Source organism: Candidatus Hodarchaeum mangrovi (genome assembly GCF_975850365.1).
In genome coordinates, this window is sequence record NZ_CDLCQJ010000118.1 from 14,396 (window position 1) to 36,100 (window position 21,705).

The 21,705-nt window shown below is 31.8% G+C and carries 17 protein-coding genes and 1 tRNA gene; 12 read left to right on the forward strand and 6 right to left on the reverse strand.

What is annotated here, in order from left to right; genetic code table 11:
• Nucleotides 1–11: 11 nt before the first annotated feature.
• On the reverse strand, nt 12–752 hold the full coding sequence (locus ACWVCY_RS11570; RefSeq protein ID WP_455142983.1) for a hypothetical protein: 741 nt from the start codon (nt 750–752) through the stop codon (nt 12–14).
• Nucleotides 753–1,110: 358 nt separating this feature from the next.
• Between ACWVCY_RS11570 and ACWVCY_RS11575 the strand changes: the two genes are divergently transcribed.
• From ACWVCY_RS11575 to ACWVCY_RS11590, 4 genes are all read left to right on the forward strand, one after another.
• Nucleotides 1,111–1,854, forward strand: coding sequence for a glycosyltransferase family 2 protein (locus tag ACWVCY_RS11575; RefSeq protein WP_455142984.1), 744 nt, complete (start codon nt 1,111–1,113; stop codon nt 1,852–1,854).
• Nucleotides 1,855–2,082: 228 nt separating this feature from the next.
• On the forward strand, nt 2,083–2,631 hold the full coding sequence (locus ACWVCY_RS11580) for a Rab family GTPase (protein WP_455142985.1): 549 nt from the start codon (nt 2,083–2,085) through the stop codon (nt 2,629–2,631).
• Nucleotides 2,632–2,666: 35 nt separating this feature from the next.
• Complete coding sequence (locus tag ACWVCY_RS11585) at nt 2,667–3,536, forward strand: hypothetical protein (protein WP_455142986.1); 870 nt, start codon at nt 2,667–2,669, stop codon at nt 3,534–3,536.
• 21 nt (nt 3,537–3,557) lie between these two features.
• On the forward strand, nt 3,558–6,047 hold the full coding sequence (locus ACWVCY_RS11590; protein WP_455142987.1) for a S8 family peptidase: 2,490 nt from the start codon (nt 3,558–3,560) through the stop codon (nt 6,045–6,047).
• On the opposite strand, the gene dcd is transcribed toward ACWVCY_RS11590, so the two are convergent.
• Nucleotides 6,044–6,586 carry a dCTP deaminase gene (dcd, locus tag ACWVCY_RS11595; protein WP_455142988.1) on the reverse strand — a complete coding sequence of 181 codons (543 nt, stop codon included), beginning with the start codon at nt 6,584–6,586 and terminating at the stop codon, nt 6,044–6,046. The two genes, ACWVCY_RS11590 and dcd, sit on opposite strands and share 4 nt — an antisense overlap.
• Before the next feature lie 131 nt (nt 6,587–6,717).
• On the opposite strand from dcd, the gene ACWVCY_RS11600 reads away from it, so the two are divergent.
• The 3 genes from ACWVCY_RS11600 (at nt 6,718) to ACWVCY_RS11610 (ending at nt 9,658) form a co-directional block, all read left to right on the forward strand.
• A complete protein-coding gene (locus ACWVCY_RS11600) occupies nt 6,718–7,779 on the forward strand; it encodes a hypothetical protein (protein WP_455142989.1) in 1,062 nt (353 codons plus the stop codon).
• A 14-nt stretch (nt 7,780–7,793) separates the two neighbouring features.
• Nucleotides 7,794–8,480 (forward strand): MBL fold metallo-hydrolase, encoded by a 687-nt coding sequence (locus ACWVCY_RS11605; protein WP_455142990.1) that lies wholly within the window; start codon nt 7,794–7,796, stop codon nt 8,478–8,480.
• 200 nt (nt 8,481–8,680) lie between these two features.
• Nucleotides 8,681–9,658: a hypothetical protein gene (locus tag ACWVCY_RS11610; protein ID WP_455142991.1), complete on the forward strand. Its 978-nt coding sequence runs from the start codon at nt 8,681–8,683 to the stop codon at nt 9,656–9,658.
• Between the two features lie 7 nt (nt 9,659–9,665).
• On the opposite strand, the gene ACWVCY_RS11615 is transcribed toward ACWVCY_RS11610, so the two are convergent.
• A complete protein-coding gene (locus ACWVCY_RS11615) occupies nt 9,666–11,453 on the reverse strand; it encodes a hypothetical protein (protein ID WP_455142992.1) in 1,788 nt (595 codons plus the stop codon).
• Between the two features lie 97 nt (nt 11,454–11,550).
• A tRNA-Cys gene (locus tag ACWVCY_RS11620) sits at nt 11,551–11,652 on the reverse strand.
• A gap of 473 nt (nt 11,653–12,125) precedes the next feature.
• On the opposite strand from ACWVCY_RS11620, the gene ACWVCY_RS11625 reads away from it, so the two are divergent.
• On the forward strand, nt 12,126–12,989 hold the full coding sequence (locus tag ACWVCY_RS11625) for a hypothetical protein (RefSeq protein WP_455142993.1): 864 nt from the start codon (nt 12,126–12,128) through the stop codon (nt 12,987–12,989).
• A 181-nt stretch (nt 12,990–13,170) separates the two neighbouring features.
• Nucleotides 13,171–14,481 carry a hydroxymethylglutaryl-CoA reductase, degradative gene (locus tag ACWVCY_RS11630; protein WP_455142994.1) on the forward strand — a complete coding sequence of 437 codons (1,311 nt, stop codon included), beginning with the start codon at nt 13,171–13,173 and terminating at the stop codon, nt 14,479–14,481.
• A gap of 17 nt (nt 14,482–14,498) precedes the next feature.
• Here the strand turns inward: ACWVCY_RS11630 and ACWVCY_RS11635 are convergent, their stop codons facing one another.
• Nucleotides 14,499–15,185: an NUDIX hydrolase gene (locus ACWVCY_RS11635; protein WP_455142995.1), complete on the reverse strand. Its 687-nt coding sequence runs from the start codon at nt 15,183–15,185 to the stop codon at nt 14,499–14,501.
• Between the two features lie 102 nt (nt 15,186–15,287).
• Here ACWVCY_RS11635 and ACWVCY_RS11640 point away from each other — a divergent pair, with 102 nt between their 5' ends.
• From ACWVCY_RS11640 to ACWVCY_RS11650, 3 genes are read left to right on the forward strand one after another with little or no spacing between them, the layout of a single operon-like run.
• Nucleotides 15,288–15,671, forward strand: a complete 384-nt coding sequence (locus ACWVCY_RS11640) for a hypothetical protein (protein ID WP_455142996.1) — start codon at nt 15,288–15,290, stop codon at nt 15,669–15,671.
• Between the two features lie 16 nt (nt 15,672–15,687).
• Nucleotides 15,688–17,448, forward strand: a complete 1,761-nt coding sequence (locus tag ACWVCY_RS11645; protein ID WP_455142997.1) for a hypothetical protein — start codon at nt 15,688–15,690, stop codon at nt 17,446–17,448.
• Entirely contained in the window at nt 17,448–19,391 is a 1,944-nt protein-coding gene (locus tag ACWVCY_RS11650; RefSeq protein WP_455142998.1) for a tetratricopeptide repeat protein, read from the forward strand. The genes ACWVCY_RS11645 and ACWVCY_RS11650 overlap by 1 nt, the downstream gene beginning before the upstream one ends.
• Before the next feature lie 21 nt (nt 19,392–19,412).
• Here ACWVCY_RS11650 and ACWVCY_RS11655 read toward each other — a convergent pair whose 3' ends face one another.
• Nucleotides 19,413–21,572: a hypothetical protein gene (locus ACWVCY_RS11655; protein WP_455142999.1), complete on the reverse strand. Its 2,160-nt coding sequence runs from the start codon at nt 21,570–21,572 to the stop codon at nt 19,413–19,415.
• Between the last annotated feature and the right edge of the window lie 133 nt (nt 21,573–21,705).

Sequence of the window (21,705 nt, forward strand, 5' to 3'; positions counted from 1 at the left end):
TATTCCACCTTTTAGCTCTTTTGAATATCATTATTTAACTTAAGAAGTATATCTCTAGCTTTTGATGCATTTTGTTCATTAATAACAAATATGAGTTGAAGATGGTCTGAATGATGTGATACTAATGTATCATAAAGAGAAATCGCTTGGTCTGCTAATAAAGAAGAGACATGTGCAAGAATTCCAGGGATTTGTTGAGCTTGTCGAGGTAAGATAAGTTTCAATAAACTCAAAGAATCTTGGAGTTTAAGAACATCAAGTCCCTTGTATCCATTTATTTTATCTAAGAATTTATTTTCAGCCATTTTTTTTACATATAATCCCAAATTATTCTGATTTAGATATGCTGAACTGATGTCCTTTGTATTTAATAAGTCTAATATTGCTTTAACAACAATAAATGGATCAGCATCTTCGTGAAATTGAATTTTATAATGTTTCAAACCATCTGTAACCTCAGTGGTTCCCTTCTTTAATATATCCTGAACTCTTTTTACTCCAAGTATTTCTTCTTGTTGCTCCCGCATTTTTTTAAGGTATCGAGTTATAGCAACAGCAACATTACCCTCTAACTTAAGTGGATCCTTATCAGAAAATTGACCACCTTGTAACAATTTATTTTTTATCTCTTTGGCAATTTCACGCTGAGCTGTTTTACGTTGTTGGAGTTCATGGACAAGAGATGGATCTTGATCTAACATTTCACGAACGAATTTCGAAACGGATTTAGAATCGGGTTTATCATCACTCATATATCTTCTTCCTCTAGCTATCACTTTTATCGTATTTAAAAACCGGTATAAATACAGAGTTGATCATTAATAATTAAAATGATTTACAAGAGTTTCAAATGAAAAGCCTGAAGCATCTTCAAAGTGAAGAGCACAATTCAAACTCAATAATCTACTTTTATCTAACTTTTTTATAATTATGTAATTCAAATTGAAACATTGAAAATTATGACGATTAATGAAGTATTTAAGAAAAATTTTTATTATATCAATTCGTTAATTAGTGTATTTTAAAACAATTTATATTTAGAAGGGAAAAAAGTCTATTAAAGCTCGGATAAACAATAAAAGACCAAGTTAAATGTATATGTGAGATGTTTTGATAACAAATGACCTTATAATTCTGATCCCCTCATTTAATGAAGAAGAAAATCTATCAGATATCCTATCTAAGGTTATGAAGTTTGTACCACGAGAACAAATCATCCTTGCAGATGATGGTTCAACAGATTGTACAATGCAAATAGCGAAAGAGTATCAGATTCGGATTATTAGATCAAAAATAAATGTGGGAAAGGGCTACATACTTAAAAATGCCTTTAAAGCGATTATAAAGTACTTACCACATTATAAATGGATTATAACACTTGATGCTGATGGTCAACATAATCCTAAAGACCTAATATCATTCTTTAAATCCAAAAAGAATGATGAGAACGTAAGTATCTTCGTAGGAAGTAGGGACTTTAGGAAAATGCCTAAATCTAATTATATATCTAATATTTTAACCTCAAATTGGTGTAAATTCTGGTTAAAATGGGAATTGGAAGATTTACAGTGTGGATACCGTTGTTACAATACAAAGAGATTAAAACAGTTACTACAATACGGATTGTCCAAAAAAAACTTTGATTTTGAAACAGAAATATTATTTGTAGCATGGTTCTTAGATATGAAGATAAAAGAATTACCCATTCAAACAGTTTATTTCTTTCGACATAGGAAATCCCGAGTTCTTCCATCTATAGACACTTTGCGTTGGATTTGGTTAATTATATCTTTTGGACTGAATACTCAATTCATGCGTAAAATTCTCTTGAAAAAAGGTTTTATTAGATCATAAATTCAAAATATCTTTAGAATATTTCTTTCTAGGGAAAATAAAAAATCTAATAATCTATTATAGAGCTTAAAAGAATTAGGAAGGACTTTTTATCATTTATACTTGCTGCCAAACAACTTAAATGTTCAATTTCGAAAGAGAATTAAAGAACCTTTAAATTAGTTTATTCATCAAAACCAGAAGGAAGCGAAAAGAATTAGCTATAAAGCTGGATCCGGTGTCCAACTAATGAAACAAAAATTAGTACTTAAATTAGTCCTCCTAGGTGATCCTGGTGTAGGAAAAACAAGTTTAATTAGTCAGTTTGTACACTCACGGTTTAGACATTCGTATCAATTGACTGTGGGACTTGATATTTCTTCAAAACAAGTCAAACTTAAAGATGGAAGAACTGTTACCCTCTCTATAAATGATATAGGAGGACAAGCAAGATTTGCTGCTATTCGACATATGTTTTTTAAAGGTGCTCATTTAGCTATGTTTGTTTATGATGTCACCCGTTCTGAGACTCTAAGCAATATCAAAAGTCCTTGGTATAGTGAATTAATGGAATTTTGCTCACAACCTGATACTACTAAATCTGCAATCAAAACTATACTCGTTGGAAATAAAGCTGACCTAGAAGATTATCGTATGATTGAAGAAGATGAGGGGGAAGCTTTAGCAAAAGAAATTCAAGCTATAGATCATATTTCTGCTTCAGCTAAAGAGAATCATCATGTAAACGAGGCATTCCATAAACTAGCACAAAGTTTTTTTGACGAAATCGAACATTAAGAAATTTTTCACCTGAATAACAGGAGATATTCTTGTTGAGTATTGAGATAGATTATGAAGTGCTTGCAAACATTCCCAGTTCTTTATTCCAACGGTTAATTGAACAATGGCAAAATAATATTGTGAACCTTGAACCTTCAAATATATTTTCGTCTGCAAATGAAGGAACAACCAAATCTATCCTCGCTACACTACCCCAGGCAAAACTACGAAATTTACTAAAACTTGGTAGGATACTAGAAATAAAAGATATATGGTGGGAATCTTATTTAGTTCCCAAAATTAAATCATTTTCTAATTTTGAAGGAAGAATTAAGACCTTTGAAGTTGATAAATATATAGATACAAGTGGATCAAAAGCTAAAGCGTTCCTAAATGTTATAGAGCTAAGTAGAAATGCATTATTGGTATTAATTGAATTTTCTTCACGTTCTCCTAGTTTAAGAAGAATTTATCGATATATTTTCTTTCCAGCTGTTAAAATAATTCTTCTTGAACCTCAGGAGTATGCTGTTGAATTATTCCAAGATCAGGTTTTGCCCTTTATTTCAAATGAAAGTCAAATCACACTCAAACCGGTTCGTGCTAAATTAATAAAACAATTTACAAAAATAAGTGATAATAAAGAAGCCTCCATTATTCTCACACATTTAAAGATACGAATTTCCCTTGAAACCTCAGGAATAGAAGGTTTAAGTCAGATAATAATCGAAGGAAAAGACGTTATAAGAGGAGCTGAAACTCTAGAACAACGTCATGAAATTTCTCTTAAATTCATGCAATCAGGGCCTTGGGTCGGAGCTGGAACAGATGATTTTATTATTGAAGTCGGAAAAGGTATCCAGATCATTCAGATTGAAGAACAATCTCTTAAGAACATTGCTACAGTGCTAAGCTGGTTATAATTTCCTTTTTGAGGCGAAAAAATGTTTAATCTAAATTTTCTAAAATCAAAAATATTTTTTCTAAGCTTAATTTTCCTTTTATGTACCATAGTCATTCCTTTGCAGACAAACTTACGAAATGGGTATTTAACTTCCCAAAATAGCACAAAAATCATCAATGGGAATTATCCTATAAATTCAAACTTTTTAGTTTTTTTTAAAACAAAAGTTCCAGGATTAAAAAATTATGAAAATAATCTCATTAAACGATACAAGACTTTTCCAGCTATTTATATTAATTTTCAAGAAAAATCCAGTATGGAAACTTTCCTCACCTCCTTTAAAGATGAAATAATAGAAATTGAGTTAAATAAAGCAATAAGAACGTCTTTAGCTAGTGTAAAAGAAACCTATCCCCCAAATTTAGCTGCAACAAGTCCTGAGCTAAGGAGTTATACAGGTACTTCATATCTTCATCAAATTGGGCTTACAGGATTCGGTGTCAAAATAGGAATCATTGATTCAGGAGTAACAAATCATTCAGAATTTGGAAATAGAATTATAGAAAGAGCTTCTTTTGTTTCACAAGAAAATGGATATTCCCAAGATATTTCTAGTGTTTCTGATGATTATCTTACTTCAGGACATGGTACTCAAATCGCAGGGATTGCAGCAGGATCATCAACAGGTATTGCTCCCCAAGCAGAAATATATAGCGCAAAAATTATTCATAATCCAACGGTATTGGGAGCAGGTGGGGGGGGTGGAGAAGAAACTACTGCAGGAATACTAGATGCGATTGATTTTTTGGTTAATAAGTCAATTGACATTATAAATTTATCTATTGGACAATATCACAACCTCCCTGGAGGTATAAGGGATGAAGTGATAAATTTTATCTCAGAGGCATATGATATATTAGTCACAGTTTCTGCTGGTAATTCAGGATCTTCGTATGGAGATAGAGGAACCCTCCATAATCCAGGAACGGCCTTAGAATGCATATCAGTTGCTGCAAGTGATGTAACAGGTACCTCTATAGCAAGTTTTTCTTCTAGTGGATTCAAAGTTGATTATTCATTAAAACCAGACCTTTCAGCACCAGGAATTTCTATTCCAGGACCTAATGGAGATGGTTCGGGTTATGTAACCAAATCAGGAACATCAATTGCAGCACCTGTTGTAGCAGGCGGAGCTGCTTTACTAATTGAATATCTTCGAGATCATGGAATAAGCTATACAAGTGGGACTTTGAAAGCTGCTCTCCTTGAAGGAGCCCAAGAAATGAATGCTCCTGTTTGGAAGAGAGGTGCAGGTTTCTTAAATCTTACAAAATCATTAAATGTTTTAAATTCGTCTAAAATAGTAGAGAGTTATCCAGAATTAATAATAGCTCATCCAAAACGCTTACCGATAGACCCATATGAAGTTTTGTTTACAGGAAGCTCAATAGAATTTAATCTAACAATTATAAGCAGTAGAAAGACAGAATATGCCTTGGAAATATCAGAACCCTTACAGAATTTTGTGAAAATAAAACCAAACAATATTCTAATTAATGGATCTTCTTTACTTCCAATAAATTTCACAATCCCGAATAATACTGTCCCTAGGTTTATAAATGATACTATTAATATTGGAAACTCTAAATTACAGGTTCAATTTGAAATTAGAAAACCTTTGGCTAGAATATTATTTGATGAGAGCCTTAATAGTATAGTACGACACGGATATGGTACAGGAATGTATGATACACAAGGAGATTCTTCAAACACAGTAGGAATGTATTCTTCTTTCACTAAGTTTTTAGTAGAGAGCAATTACTGTGTGATTCCGCATTTAAGCAGAGAATTTTCTCTTTCTGAATTAATTAAATATGATGTTCTTGTTTTAGCAAATCCATTCTCTTTAATTTCTGATATTTATATGGATTGGGTTATAGATCCTGGAAAAGACTATTTTTCTCTAACTGAATCCTCTTTAACCTCAATTCTCCAATTTTTTGAACTTGGAGGAGGCATTTTAATCTTAAGTTCGGTTGTAGATTATTATAATATAACAGAATTTAATGTTTTTTTAGCATATTTTGGTCTAGCTATAGACGAGACGGTGTCTTATGGGGTACAACAATCCATCATCAATAATCCACAAAAATTTACAAAAGAAATAACAGAGTTCCCCTTTCGAGGTAACTATTTGAAAGTTCTTGTACCTTCGAATCAAACCAAGATTATAGCAGATGTGGAAGGTAAACCAACACTGATTAGTCACGAGGGAATATCGGGAGGAAGAATTTTATTATTTGCCACTGATTTAATATTTGATAATATTGGATTTTCTAGCTTTGCTTATGGAGGAAATTCCGAGTTTAATCGTATCTTGGCTTTTAATTCAGTTGCATGGTTAGTAGAAGGTGAATTCAAGGAAACATCTACTATTCCAGAATATCCTGAATTATTCTTCTTCTTTCTTCTTATCATCTGTGTTTTTGCATTATTCATAATTTACACTCGGTTTTTAAAGAAAAACTAGATTTGAGGATCATTCAATCCAATATATCTACTTTTAGGTCGATCATCATAACCAACGGTTGCAGGAGAAGAAAGACGATGATAGATTATTTGAATTATTGGCATCCCTGGAATTAATTCTACTGGAGAGTTTGCTTGATGAGCGATTTCTAGAGTTAAAGTTGTGGGGTCATTTAGTCCTGTTCCTGGATTTACTAATCCTGCTGCTTGGACAACTATACCCAATCGTGCTATGGAGGATTTTCCTTCTAATGTTGCTGCATATTTCTTTGAAATTGATATTTTTTCTAACGTAGAGGCTAAAACAAACTGATTGGGAGATAATACGAAAGGTTCATCATCAACTCGAATTATTTCAGTATTTTTATGAATTGCTGTTCGATCATTTGGTCTAAACATTCTTCCATGACGAAAAACCAAAAATGTATTACCTAGTTTTAGATCTACTGAACAAGGTCCAATTGCATTTTCATCAAACGGATTTATTGATATTTCTTTTTCCTTTATAGCAGTAATAATGTCCTGATTAGACAGAATCATGCTTTTTATTGCTCCTGATGCATTAATTTTGCTTTGAATAGACTAATTACAGATTATCCATAAACTTTTCAATTGATTGATTGAATTAGATTTATGAAGTAACATAAGGTCTTATTTTTAGGAAGATTTTTATGCAAGATGAACGTAATTCTCGTCTTCAAAAAGTATTAATGGGAATTATTGAAGGATTTTCCGATTATTTTGTGTCTGTTTTAACAAAATATCATGGAAGAGCACCCTCTAAAATTGAAGTTAGTAATATTACTGTTGAAAAGCGATTAGGTGCCACAGGTATTCATATAGTTAAGGTCCTCTTAGAGTCAGATCTAGGTAGTGACGAGGCTAGTATTGCTGTAAAAATATATGAAGAAAATTCCCAAGCAACAACTGTAGTAAAAAAAATTAATTTCTTAGAAAAGAGAATTATGCCATATAAGAAATTGGGGATATTTTCAGCTTCAGTTATCTTTTTTTCAGGAAGTGTTGTAATAATGGAGGGTATTCAGGGTGACGATTTCCGTGATTCTAAAATTCCAAAACCTCAAAAATATCGATATGCGGGTAAGTGCTTATCAGCATTCCATAGTACATCGATCACCAAACCATGGTTTGATAAATATAAACTATTAAGTAATAGAAGTATTGAAGAAATCCCTGTGGATGATTATACAAGGCAAAAAATAAAGGAAATATTTAATTCACAAATACCCATGGTGGAAAAGAACTCCATAAATTCAGGATCAGTTAGTTTTGGTGATTTTCATCCTGGTAATCTAATCTTTGATGTAAAAATTGGGCAAAAACCAATGATTCAAACATATATAATTGATCCTGAATTTTTAGATATTAATAGTGAACATGATCGACTTGAAGACATAGCGAATTTTTTTACAGTCGAGGCAGTAGATCAGTATCGATTAGATAAGTCATTAAGCAGATTAACTACAAATATGAAATCATTTTTAAGTGGTTATAATGAAATTCTTGCACTTGAGCAACTATCTTTAAATTCGCTTTATCCCTCAGGTTATATCCCTTTAAATTTTCATCTAGCTCTTATGATACTAATGAGTATCCTAAATATTCAAGGGATGCTAGATATATTTGATACAGAGTTGGCAATGGCCAATGAGATATCACTTCGATGCGAACTTATTCAAAAGCTCCTTGAATGGCAAACATTCCCTGATTAGGTATTGTAATAAAAATGAAACATCAGCTCCTTTTTTCTTCTGCTGGTATTGCAACCCAAATCTTAATTTCTAGCGAAAAAGACACTATTCTACTAGATATTGGGGATGGAATTATACGAGATCTCTTAAAAACAGAAATTAATTTTTCAAAAAGTCAATCGTGGCACATTTTTATTAGTCATGGGCACTATGATCATTGTGGAGGATTATTTTCGTTCTTAGGGTTTTTACGCATGTTAGGATTACCATCTAATATCAATGTTTACTACCCCAGTGAGAGTATTGAGGTGGAATCTTTATTAGATGTATTTACATCAATCTATAAGGATTCGTTACCTTTTAAGCTAAAAAATCGTCCCCTTAAAAACAATGAAACAGTAAGAATTTCCCGGAGTATTTATGTGAAATCTTATCCAATGGTTCACTATGGATCAATTGTAAACCAAGGCCTCTTAGCGAGAGTACCAACCTATGGTTATGCCATATTTCACAACAAAATTAAATATTTAGCTTTTACAGGAGATACAGGCATAAATAATAATTTAGTCGATCTTGTAAAAGACGCAGAATATGCCTTTATAGAAGCTACAAATCCTGAGGATATAAGCTCGAAAAATCATCTCAATGAAGAGGAAGCTCTCAATTTAGGAAAACTTGCTAAAAGATTTTTATTAATTCATACTAAATACGATTCTCGATAGTTAAAACACATAAAATCTTACCATCTTAATGGATATGAATTATCAAATCGGCAATTTGACTAGTATTAAACAATAGGTTGATAATTGAACAGCTTTCTTGGTTAGAAAGTAGTTAATAAAACTGTAAATGAAAAATAACACTTACGAATTATAATTATTAAATATTTAAGGAACTTAAGAGTTTGTTATCTAAAATATTTATGAAATCAGTTGAAACCATCAACAATGATACTCAAAATGGTGCAACGCAAATCGCAGAGGACAGCCTTCGTGCCTTAAAAAGAGAATGTCTAAGAATTGGAACCCAACTTGATGAATCAATACTGAAAACAGCTATTCAACTCCTTCTAGATACTCATCCCATGGCTACTATCGAAAATGCTCTACTACCTATATACATTAGACTGGTTGATCTAATAGATTCAGAAGGATTGAAATCAGGGAACGCAAAAGCATCAATCGAAATGATTTTTGCAACTCGGAAAGAACAGATGCGGGTTGGTGAAATAAATACAATTAATCGTCTAGTAGAGGAGTTAAGAGAAAAAAAATCGATATTAACATTTTCTCACTCTTCTACTGTTATAAAAGCATTATTACAGTTAGCTAAAGATGGCTTTAATGATAAGGAAATATACGTCCTAGAATCGAGACCTTTAAAAGAAGGAGAAAGAACAGCTCATTCACTAGCTAATGCTGGGTATAGAAAAACTCATCTAGGTATTGATTTCTCAATAAATGAATTTTCAGAATTAGCAGAAACCGCTGTTATTGGAGCTGACATGGTTCATTTTGATGGCCATATCTTAAATAAGATTGGTTCAGCTACAATTGCTAAACTTTTTCACTCACAAACAAAGGAAGTTATTGTAGGCGCTTCACTATCAAAAATTTGTCTTCGTGGGATTATAAATCAAAAGAAAGACTGGAATCCACTTATTCCTAACAGAAATCCCAAAGAAGTAAGTTCTATCTCCAATCCTAATTTAAAAATTTGGAATAAGTACTTTGAAATAATTGAGCCAAAATTTATTTCCACATTAATAATGGATAAAAATAAGTTTTCACGTCCTATTTCTTCGACATTGAAAGAATTTATTCTTAAAAATCCAGCAATAACAAGACAAGTGAGGGCTCTTCACAAATTATGGTATAATGTTAATTTTATTATGGTTTAATTTTTTTTTACCATGGTTTGATCATTTCAGGTTGAATTGCAGGATTATGAAAGATGATTGTACCTCTGAATATTTGACCTTTTTTTGCAGGTCTAATGTCTTTAATTGTACCTGATGTAATTTTGATCTTTACACTCTCTTCTAATGCTGGCTTATAAGCAGCATCTAAAACTAAATTCCAAGTAGAATTATTTCCTTCATTCCATACTATTGCATTTAATTCATCACGATCATGAACTTCCTTAATATCTAAAATATGATAGAATCCCTTGAACTCCTCATTTGGTCCTTTGTCCTCTGCAGGAGATAATTCTATTGGAAGATTATTTCTTAAGGCTGTAGAAATTCCTCTCTTCGTGTTATCTTGGGAGTCCTTTCTTAATTTTTGTTTAAAGATCTTTTGAACTTTAAGATCTAAATCAACAAGATCTGTTCTTAACCTTGTTAATATAAATAATCTTTTTATAGATCTTTCAATTTCCTCTCTGTCTGTATAATTCTTTACAATAAATTTTAATATTTCTATGGCTAGTTCACGTTGATCATGTGAATATAAATCATTTGCATAGGTATGCATTGAAATTAACATGCCATCTAAATGAGTTCGATGTTTATTTAACAGAAAAAATGCTTCGTTGAGCTGTTTATTAGCTATCAAAGATATAGTAAGTCCTAATAACTGTGTAGTCGAAATTTCATTATCTTGTGGTAGTACTCTTTTAAATAGACTGAGAGCTTGCTCATAACGTCCAAGTAATAAATATAAAAGCCCTTGCAATGAAATTAAATTTTCAATTGCTTCTTTTCCAACCGATATAAAGTTCATATAGACACGACAAGCTTCAGCATGCACCAAAGCTTCAATAATTTGATTATGTGTTAACTTAAAATCAAGTAACCATGAGTGATGTTCAAAAAGTTCAGATCGAAGCATACGTTCAACAATTACCCGTTGTTCTAGTCCATCAATCTTATAAATAAGTTCAGAGCTTTTTAATAGAATCTCTAAAACCATATTCTCCGCTTCTTGAAGATTGAATTTATCACGAGATTCCCGTGCTTTTATTATAAGCTGTTGGGCAATAATCAGGGTATCTTCAGGTTGTATTATCTCAAGTTCCTTTTTAGGTGATAATATTCCAGAAGACGCAGTATCACTTCCTACTTGAGCTGCAGACCTAACAAATCGGGCTGTATCGGTAAGATCATCAATAAGCATGGCAACATCAATATATCTACGAGTTTTTTTCTTATAACTCCAAGAAGCTTTAAACACACGCTCTACTGTATCATCTAGGATCTTTCGCATTCCAATATCAGAAACAGAGGCAGCTAAAACAGAAACAAAAGATCCACAAGAGAGATGTTCAATTGAATTAAATTGTTTATTTTCTTTGATGATACGTGCAACACCTTCATCATCAGAAACTAAAGCCACACGATGGTTATTTCGAAGACTAAATTTCTTTGCGAGTATTACAATATCAATATCAGCAGGATCCTCATTCACACGAACCATTCTTTCGTGAATTGCATATCTTGCAGTATTTTTCCAAAGCTTTGAATCACGATTTACTGGTTCCATTTGGATATACTTTGGTACCAAGGTTCTAAGCTCTCTGTACTTCCCTGGAATATCTGACTTCGGAATTTCTTCGGGAATCATCACAGTCATACCCACAGAACTAGCAATATCAGTCAAATTCGGAAGAAGCGACTCAATAACTCCAGCGTTTAACAAAGAAATGAAGAAATTTGTATCGATAACAACTACATCGAATAATTGAGTAGACATTAATTCAAACTCCATAAATGCAATATGTTCTCTCTTTTTAATACTCTTTTAAAAAAATATAGTTTAAAAAATTTCAAGATTTAGTGGAAAAGAGGAGAGCGGAGGGTGCGATTTGAACGCACGTAATACGGCTATCTAAAAGGAAATAAAACTTATTTCCTTCTTGCAGGCCGCTCCATAGCCACTTTGGTACCTCCGCTTAGGATTTAAGGTTCTTTTAACTTTCATATACTCAATAAACATTGTAGAGAATAGTGGTTATCTATTTATCACTTTAATTCTTCAATTTTTTAAAGTTTATTTATATAGTTTAAATTACCATGTTATTGTTTCCTATTTATGATTATCACAATTATTATATTTTAAAATTTCTAAATCAAATTGTATTTGACAGAAAAATATTCAAAAAGGTAAATTATAACAGTAAGTATTAATCGTTTAAATTCTAATTCATGTATCATAAGTTTTCTACTTTTTAAGCAAACTTCTTTTACCATATTTTTTAATATAAATTGTATTATCTGATAGGATAGCTCTTTTTATAAATTTCTTCAGAATTTTGACTTTTTATTTGCAAACCTTAAATAAGTACACATTTCATTGTCTTTTTGTAAAAATTCTACGTAGTTTTCCTTTTAATAAACTGTATGAACCTCAAAAGTAGGGATATAAATGGACTCACAACGTGCTTATGCTTTTATGCCATCCCCAGACGGGGAATACATCCCAGTAAAATTTAAGTCTCCAAAAGATCTTAAAGAAACCGAAGTAATTATTTTTCTTGATGAAGAAGATCGTCAGATATTTATTTGGACTGGTTCAAAATCAAATGTCCGTAAGCGATTTATTTCTAGTCAAATTGCACGTCAAATGCGATTAGAAAAAGGTTTAACACATAGAATATCTACAGAAGATCAGGGGAATGAAACCTCAAAATTTCTAGAATTTATTAATATAGTATCTGAGAAAGGTCTATTATCTGCGAATACACTATTAGAAGTTACTCCTACTTCCTCATTTGACGTAATTGATGAAAAAGATATGAAAAGCAAAAAGACTATTCCAGAGTCTATAATCCCTAAATTAGCCCCAGAGACCCCCCAAATGTCAACCACGAAAATTCCATTTGATACTATTAATAAATCAAAAACTATAGAAGCGGAGAAAGAATCTATTAGTTTGGAGAGAGAGGAGATTGAAGAATTTGAGGATGTTCAATATTTCTCTTCTGATAATGTTGAAGAAGTTTTGGATTCAAAAGCAAAACTACTTTCACCTCCAAGCGAAAAAGATCTTATTTTTACTAATTTAATTCTGTCCTCAGCTTCTTTAGGAGGAAAACTTTCATTCTATTGTGCACCAAAGGATTCTAAAATTCTAGATTGCAAGTCTCAAGCACCAATTTTAGCGATATATATTCAAAAAAACTCATCCACCATTGAACTTGATGATCTTTTTATACCAATTCCTAAAGGGAATTCTATTTATTTTTCAAGTCCTGCTTCCACATTTATTGGAATTAACCTAACAAGCTAGTTAGAATTCTATTAGAAGTATATAAACTACCTGTTTATGTAATTAGGATAGATCTTATCATTTTAAAATCTCGATTTCAAGAAATTTTCAACTAAAAGAAATATTAAGAGTGATCCTTTTATGATTTTATAATCAATTAAGAATAATTTTATTCTAGGATTTTGATTTAGGTGGATAAATGATGAATAAAAGAAAAATTAATTCAAGAATTACAGGATTTTTTAAAAAAAATGTAGAAGAAAGGCAAAAATTAATGAAGGAACTATGTAATCTGAGTTCAGACGAATTACAATGTCTTAAAGATTCTACATCTATCCTAGACAAAGCAGGACATGGTCATTATATTGAAAATACAATTGGAGTGATGCAAATCCCTTTAGGAATTGCAACAAACTTTACAATTAACAAAAAGGATTATTTAATTCCTATGGCGGTTGAAGAAGCTTCTGTAGTGGCAGCTGCCTCAAATAGTGCAAAAGTGGCAAGAGAAAGCGGTGGGTTTTTTACAAGTAATACCGCACCTATAATGATTGGTCAAATTCAACTAACAGATATTCCTGATCCTTTTAATGCACGAAATAAGCTTCTAGAAAAGGAAAAAGAGATAATTGAGATAGCTAATCTACAAGATCCTATTCTCTTGAAATTTGGAGGAGGTTGTAAAGGAATTATGGTTAAAGTTCTTCCAGATACCCCACAGGGAGCTATGGTTATTCTAGAGCTGTTAGTTGATGTACGTGATGCAATGGGAGCTAATGCAGTTAATACAATGAATGAATCAGTTTCTATCTTAGCTCAGGAAATTACAGGAGGAAAAGCTCTCCTAAGAATAATATCAAATCTTGCTGATAAACGAATAGTGCGTGCAAGAGCAATTTTTAAAAAGGATGATCTAGCGACAAAGGAATTTCGTGGAGAGGAAGTTGTTGATGGTATATTAAAAGCTTATGCGTTTGCAGAAGCTGATCCTTATCGCTGTGCAACACACAATAAAGGTATAATGAATGGTATCGATGCGGTTGCACTTGCTACAGCTCAAGATTGGAGAGCGATTGAAGCAGGTGCACATACTTATGCAGCTACAAAAATACCTGAAAAATATTCTTCATTAACAACATGGGAAAAAAATAATACGGGAGATCTTGTTGGTACAATTGAGCTACCTTTAGCTGTAGGTTTAGTAGGAGGAGTTGCTCGTATTCATCCTATAGCTCAAATTTCCTTCAAAATCCTTAACCTTAGCATTCCTGGTGGTGCTCTGGAATTGGCTGAAATAATGGCTGCTGTTGGATTAGCACAGAATTTTGGGGCTTTAAGAGCATTAGCTACGGTTGGAATACAAACAGGCCATATGAAACTTCATGCAAGGAACTTAGCTGCCTCTTTAGGGGCTAAAGGAGAAATGATTGAAAAAATTCTTAGTTTAGTGGAAGAAAGAAATCTAAAAGTTACCTTTGATAATATAAAAGAAATCTATGAGGAATTAAAGTAATTTAAATTTCCTTTTCATTATTCTAATTCAAGAGGATATGTTGAATAAAGAGACTTGTCATTGGTTTCCCTTAATATCCAAGAATCATGTTTCATTAGATTAATCTTGCATCCAATGTCAAGTTTCTTTAATAGATTAAATAAATTAACTAATATTCTACCAGTAGCTCCCCAAATAATTTCTTCTTGGAAATTAAAGAATGGAACATGAAATTTAATTCTGTTTTTATAGGTAACTTCCTTAAAAGAGAAATACTTAGGTTGGTTCAAAACATTTAGAGGTGCTTCTATAACATAATTTGTTTCTGCTAAATCAAAGCATTTTCGATCCAGTTCTTCGTTTGCTTGGATGAATCCTATCACTGGAGTTACAACATATTTACTAATAGTGAAAATATCATCAATTATCCCAAGAATGTCGATTGTTTTTACTCCGATTTCTTCAAATGCTTCTCTTAAAGCCGTATCAACAAGATCTTTATCTTTATCGGGTTCATATCGTCCTCCTGGAAAAGAAATTTCGTTTTTATGATTAGTTACGATTTCTGTACGACGAATGAATATAAGTTTCCATTCTTTATTTCTTAGAAAAAAAGGTACTAAAACCGAGGCTCGTTGAAACCCTTTAGGTAAATTAATAATAGTTCTGGTATAGCTTGAAAGTAAAAAATGTAATTTTTGAAGACATAATGGTCGTTGAATCACTTAATAACCTCATTACAATTATTAAAGGAATTTACGGTTTTATGTTTGTTTAGCTAGGTATTTAATAAATTTCCAGTGTTATTTTTTATGAGGATTCCCTAAGTGCCATTCATAAATATCTCCTTTGCTGAAGCTAAGAATTCCTTAGAAGATTCAAATATAATACTTGAACTTCTGAAAAGTAAAAAAATTAATCCTAAGGAAGGAGATTTGTTAGAAAGGCTTGGTGAGTATTCTCGTAATCAATCAGAAGAAATTATAAACGATATAAAAGAAATGTGTTATTTATATTTCGGTGAAGATGGAAAAGACGCATTTGAAAAACTTTCAAGATTTATTGAAAGTGAAAATAAACGTGTCTCTTGGGTTATTTTTTCAAGACACTACCAATCAGTAAAATATGATTATAGTGATCCACTGGCTAGCTACACACCAAGAATCACTGAAGTTCTCACAATTAAATCAAAATATCGGCTAATTGAATAATTCGTTGGTCAATTAAATGCTAAAAAATTCTAGATGTGACGAATTAGCAAAAAATGGATTAGCTGCAGCTAAAAATAACTTAGAATTAGCCGCAAGTATTTTGGAAGAAACAGCTAGCTGTTTTGATAGCTCTGGAAACAGAAAAAAAGCTGGACAATATTTAACTTTGGCTGGCGATTTCCATATGGATCTTAATGATCTAGAAAAAGCAGCTAGCTGTTATGGAAAGGCAATATTAAGATATTTAATGATTGAAGATTTCGATACAGCTCAATTATTACTCAAAAAAGGCAAAGAATATGGATTTACTTCTTCCTTTCATCAATTCAGTATTGCTCAAGATGCAATAGAGAGAAAATTTGCTACAACACAAGATAATCAACTAAAAAAAACTGATGAAAAAGAGGTGCAAGAAGAGGTATTTGACATTGATATCGTCCCACTTGAATCTGAACACACAATTGTATCTATAAAATTTGATGAAATTCATGAAAATGATGAAGTCATTCAAGATACAAAAGACTATATAATTCCTCAATTACAGGAAAGCAAAACTAAGTTAGATACTTTTAATGTTATGACTGCTGTTTCTAAAGCGACAAGACAGAAGAAAAAGACAAATTTTCAAGCCAATGCAGTTTTTAGAGATAAAAAAGGGGAAACACGATTAACGGAACCTTTTACGACTTTAAATCGTGGTAAAAGAACAAATAAGGAATTAAAAATTGTTGATCTTATCAATGAAGATAATATAGAGCTAGAAAAAGAGAATGAACAATTTTTAATGGATTTTTCAGAACCAGATATATTAGATCTAAATTATACAGCACGAACTGAATTTATCAACGAATATGAAGAAGAATTAGCTGATATTGAGCTTGTGGATACTATACCATTTCAATGGCAGGTTATTGATGTAAAATCAGACTTTAATCTAGAAACAAAAGAACCAACGCAAACTGGAATGGTTTTTACATGGAAAGCAGATAAAATCGACCCTGGTTCAAAGCTTGCAGTAGAATATGTCCTTAGAAAAAGAGTAGAAAGATCAATTCTATTAAGAAGAGAAACCCAAGTCTCGGTTATCACGACCTATCATTCTATAAAACAAGATTTACAAGCAAACCTAGATTTTGTGAATACAACGGGGAAAATCTATAATGAAATCTTAATAGAAGATGTTATTCCTCCAGAACTAATTGTGACTGATTTTAAGTCATCTCAAAATCTCAAACCATATACAATTCCCACTCATGATTCCACATTATTTAGATGGACTTTTAATACATTTAATCCTGGTGATAACTTTCAAATTTTATATAAATTCCGGGAAAAACCGATAACAAGACATTATATTGAGGAAATTATAACTAATACTGGTTTAATCAAAATAGAAAAAATTTCTCAACCTCTACATGACTCCATAACTTATGATTATATTTGGTATTATTCAATAAAGAACTCTTCTGATAATAAATTCATCTTAACTGATCGAATACCACCGGAATTTGATATAGAATTAGTAGATCCTATTTATCTAAAGCCATCATTGAAAAAGGAAAAAAATCAAAAAATTCTCAAATGGAATTTTTTAGATAAAAAAGAACATCATTCGTTTATCATTTTGCGAATCAGAGGAAGTGAATCTTTTACTCCAGTTGGACCAACAATTATTGTTCCAGGAAAAGAGGAACTCTTTTTATTAGAAAGAAATTCAATTTCAGAGAAGAAGCTTATAGATTTAAGAAAGTTGAAGAAAATAGAAGAGACAGAATAATGATTGATCCTTTAAACTTAGGTGTGAGCATTCTCGCAGTTAGATGGGATGATATTACTGGTCCGTCAATAATTTCTCTTTTTCCTCCTACTGAACTTGTTGATCCCGAGTCTATCGCCCTTCAAATATATCTTGCATCAGTTACAGTATTTGGTCAACATGGTCAATCTCAAAGAACAGAATTTTCCGTTCCTATGTTAAGCTTAGGACATGGAGTTACAGCTAGAGTAGCTTTTGATGCGTGGCCAGATCAAAACCTTCGTGGAAAGGAACGACCATTCTTTTTAGCTTTCATCCTTGAACAAGAGACTGAAAAATATCTTCATGAACATCTGGATCTCTTCATATTTAATTATCTTGATATTTTAAAAATTAAGGAAGATGAATTTAATTCTCAAGAAATTTGGAATAAACTTATTGAGACTTTTACTACTCATGAAGATAAGAAATATACTAAATTAGATGAAAACAACCTCAATATTGAGTATTCAATTCCTCGTGCAACTCAAGATGTTGATTTAGCCTATCATGCTTGGACAAAGACACACGACCGTAATCAATTATGGACCGCTTTAAAGGCAGCAAATAGACTAGAGCACGTAAATGATAACAAGGCGGGGGAGGCATTTAAGCTTGCAGGACATATATTCTTTGAGGGAAGAAATTATCACGACGCAAAAGATGCATATGAAAAAGGATCAAATGCATTTGCTAGAGCAAGAACTTTCGAAATGGCTGGAGAATGTTCTGCGTTGGCAGGAAGATGTGCTTATCTCCTTCAAGAATATCAAAAGGCTATAGAACTATTACAAGCGGGATCTTTATGGATCAATGATTCGAGTAATACCGCAGCTCTAAACTATGACATGGGTATAGTTCTTCACGAGCAAAATCGATTTGAAGAAGCATATTCCTGTTTTGAAAAGGCAATTAAGCTTATTTCTGAACTGGACGCTTTAAATGCAGCAAAATATTCAGCTACATTTGCCAGTAAATTGTTCATTCACTCTGAAACGGAAAAAAAAGAGAATATTGACTATTCCTTAAGTTTATTAAGAAGATCAGCAGCTCAAAGAGAAAAAGTAGCCAAATTTCTACTCAAAATTGATGGAAAGATAAAAAATGCTGCTAGCTCTTTAATTCTAGCAACATCATCTTATTTTGCTTTAGGGGAATATAATAAAGCTATTGAGCTTCTTGAAGAATCAACTCGTCTTTTTATAGAGATTGAAGATTATACTTCTGCTTCAAAATCATTATATGAAGGTGCAAGAGCTGTAAAAAATGATTTAGAAAGTTCTTTAAGATTGTTAAATCAAGCCACGAGTTTGGTTAATAAAATGGAGGAAGGAATTCATAAATTCAGACTATTAGGGTCAATATTTTTTGAGATTGGACAAATTGAGAGAAAAAAAAATAGAACTCTTCCTGCTTTCAATGCTTTCAAATCTGCTCTAGAGAACTTAAAAAAATCATCTGCTGCAGAAGTAGACTTAATCCCTGTTCACATCCAAATTGCTAATTATTATTTTACCTTTGAAGAATTTGAAGAAGCAGCAAGATTTTTCTTAGAAGCGAACGAATTGTTAAAATCATTACCTGAAGATCAGATACAAAATTTCCAGCAAGAAAAAGTAATTCTAAACGCGGCAATAAGTTTAAGGAGAGCAAGTAATGCTTATCATTATGCTGCATTCATTGTACTCAAAACAGGGGATGAATTAAAATCAATTGACCTTTTTACTCGTTCAATTGCATTATTACTTGAATGGAGAGAATTAGCCATTCATAAATCTCCTGAAGAAGTAATTAAAGTATTTAATGATAGAATTTCAGTACTTTCGATAAAAAAAGACTTTTTATTACTCGCTGAATCAAAATATAAAGTTGAAACATTGATAAATAGCTTAAAGATTGCCCAGGTATTAACTGACGAAAATTAAGTGGTTATTAACAGAATTATTCTATAAATATTCCTTTTGTTCTTTAATTTTGTATAATTTATCTAAGAGCTGAGATTTTCTTTCCTCTAATCTTGTAACTATCTCTGTATGTTTATTTTCAGAGATTTGCATTGATAGAAATTTATCATCAGCCTCATTAATTAATGATTCAACCTGATATATTTCTTTTTCAATATCTTCAATCGCTATCTTTTTATTATCCTGAACCGTTCCAATTACTATTTTTTTACCAACTACTAATGTTTTACTTTCATCGATTTTTGGCCTAGACCGAAGAGGTTTAGGAGGAGGAGGAGGAGAAGGAGGAGGAAGAATTTTACTAGGTTGTAATTGTTCTGCAGAACTATCATTGAGCAAGCTATCTTCTCCAACTAGGAATCCTAGTCGCTCTCCTTTTGATTCAGTTAATAGAAGTTGAGGATTAGTCTCAAATAATCTCTCCAATCGGGCCGTAAATAATTGATTAAATTTAGAGTGATCGGTAATGATTTTCTCACGAAATTCAGCTAAATCAATTTTTTCTCCATCCTGAATGTCGATTCCAAAAACTCTTACCATTTCACCTTTTGGTGTGTCTATTACTGAAACAACAGGAGTTTGTACAAATGTATAATCTCCTTTCTCTATTACGGTTACAATTCCTCCTAATATTTGTACATACGTACCTATTTCTTTTATTTCAATCACTTTAACTACTCCACCTAAAATATTAACCAATTCAAATTGTTTCGACTCGAAAACCTGTATACCAGGTAAACGAACTGAAGTATAATCCTTGGTCTCAGTTATAGCATATTTAGAAGGGGTAGGATCAAAAAAGGAGTTAAATATACCTTGGGGCCCTTTCCAATTTTTAAGAGTATTAAACGCGCTTTCTGCTTTAGCTGAAAGTTCATTCTTCGTGTTGATTCCTACTTGCAAAAGTTCAGATTCAGATATAGTTGATAAATTTTTTATAGTGAGCTGATTTTTAATTTTAGCCCACTCTTCGGGATTTAACCAAATAGTTGTAGTACCATCAATTTCCTTTGCTTCGTGCTTATTTGAATCATCTGTTGTCTCCATTTCAGACTTTCCGACTAAAACAAGAGCTGTTCCCTTATCAGTAACTGTCGGAATGGCTATTGCTCCTTTATTTGCCTTAAGTATTGTCTTTCCTTTATCAAGTAAAGTAACTTTATCATCTGATATGGTATAAATCGTTTCAGGCTTTTGAAAAGATGTTTGCTGAATTGTTTTAACAAAATTGTGGACTCGCGATCCTAAATCGCTATTGGGATCGAAACTGCCCCCTGATAAGGAACCTAAGAAATTTTTTACTCCGTTTTGTTCTTTAGGAGCAAAGATAAAGACAAAACCAAGGATTAAACTAATCACAGCTATATAAGAAAAGAAACTCTGATTTTCTGGTTGAATCCACCCTAGTACATTTAGAATAATGATAATAATCCCACTTATAAGAAAAGCATCTCTTACTCTCTCTCCTGGAGACTGGAATGCTTGGTATTGTTCAAGAATTGTTTCAGCAGAAATTTTAACCTTTTTTCGAGAAATTGGTAAAAAACTACTGAAAACATATAAAATATAAGCGATGAACAAAACTATGTCAAAATTAAATGGGATATTAGTTGGAGGTATAAAAATGTTTAATCCTTTGAAGATAAAAATAATTATAAGAGCTTTCCAAAATGACCTTAAGATCTGACTTAAGTAATAGAAATATCCCAAATTTAACGATTCAAGTGAAAAAGATTTTAAAATAACAACAAAAGGTATAATAAAACAGATAATAAACCGTTCAATTTCTGCATATGTAAGAATAAATAGATTATCAAATTCAGAGAATATTGGTGTTTGGGGAGAGGTTAATTGAATAAATATAAAAAAAATTACGAGTTTAATTGCTCGATTCATCATACTAGCCGAAGATTTTTCAGGTTTCCAAAGCATCATATAAATTTGTGTAAAGAAAAAAATCGTTAACACTACAAAAAATAAAGTTGAGCGTATATAAGAATTAAAAGCAAAGAGCCACCATAGAATTAAAAATAGAGTATAAATTAAATCAAGGAAAGTACGCGGTTTCATGAATTTTTCAGTTTGATCTAAAGCTATACTCTCAAGAGAACGAAAATTAGGAAATAAACCTTGATTTGTCACTTTAAGTGCTTCCTTTTAAAATAGTATTATTAGATCACTTCTTGAATTATTATGACCTCTTTTGAGGAATTATCTGAGATTTCAAGGTGAAATTTAACAATATTAGGTGTGATTTTTGTAAATTCCTATCCAT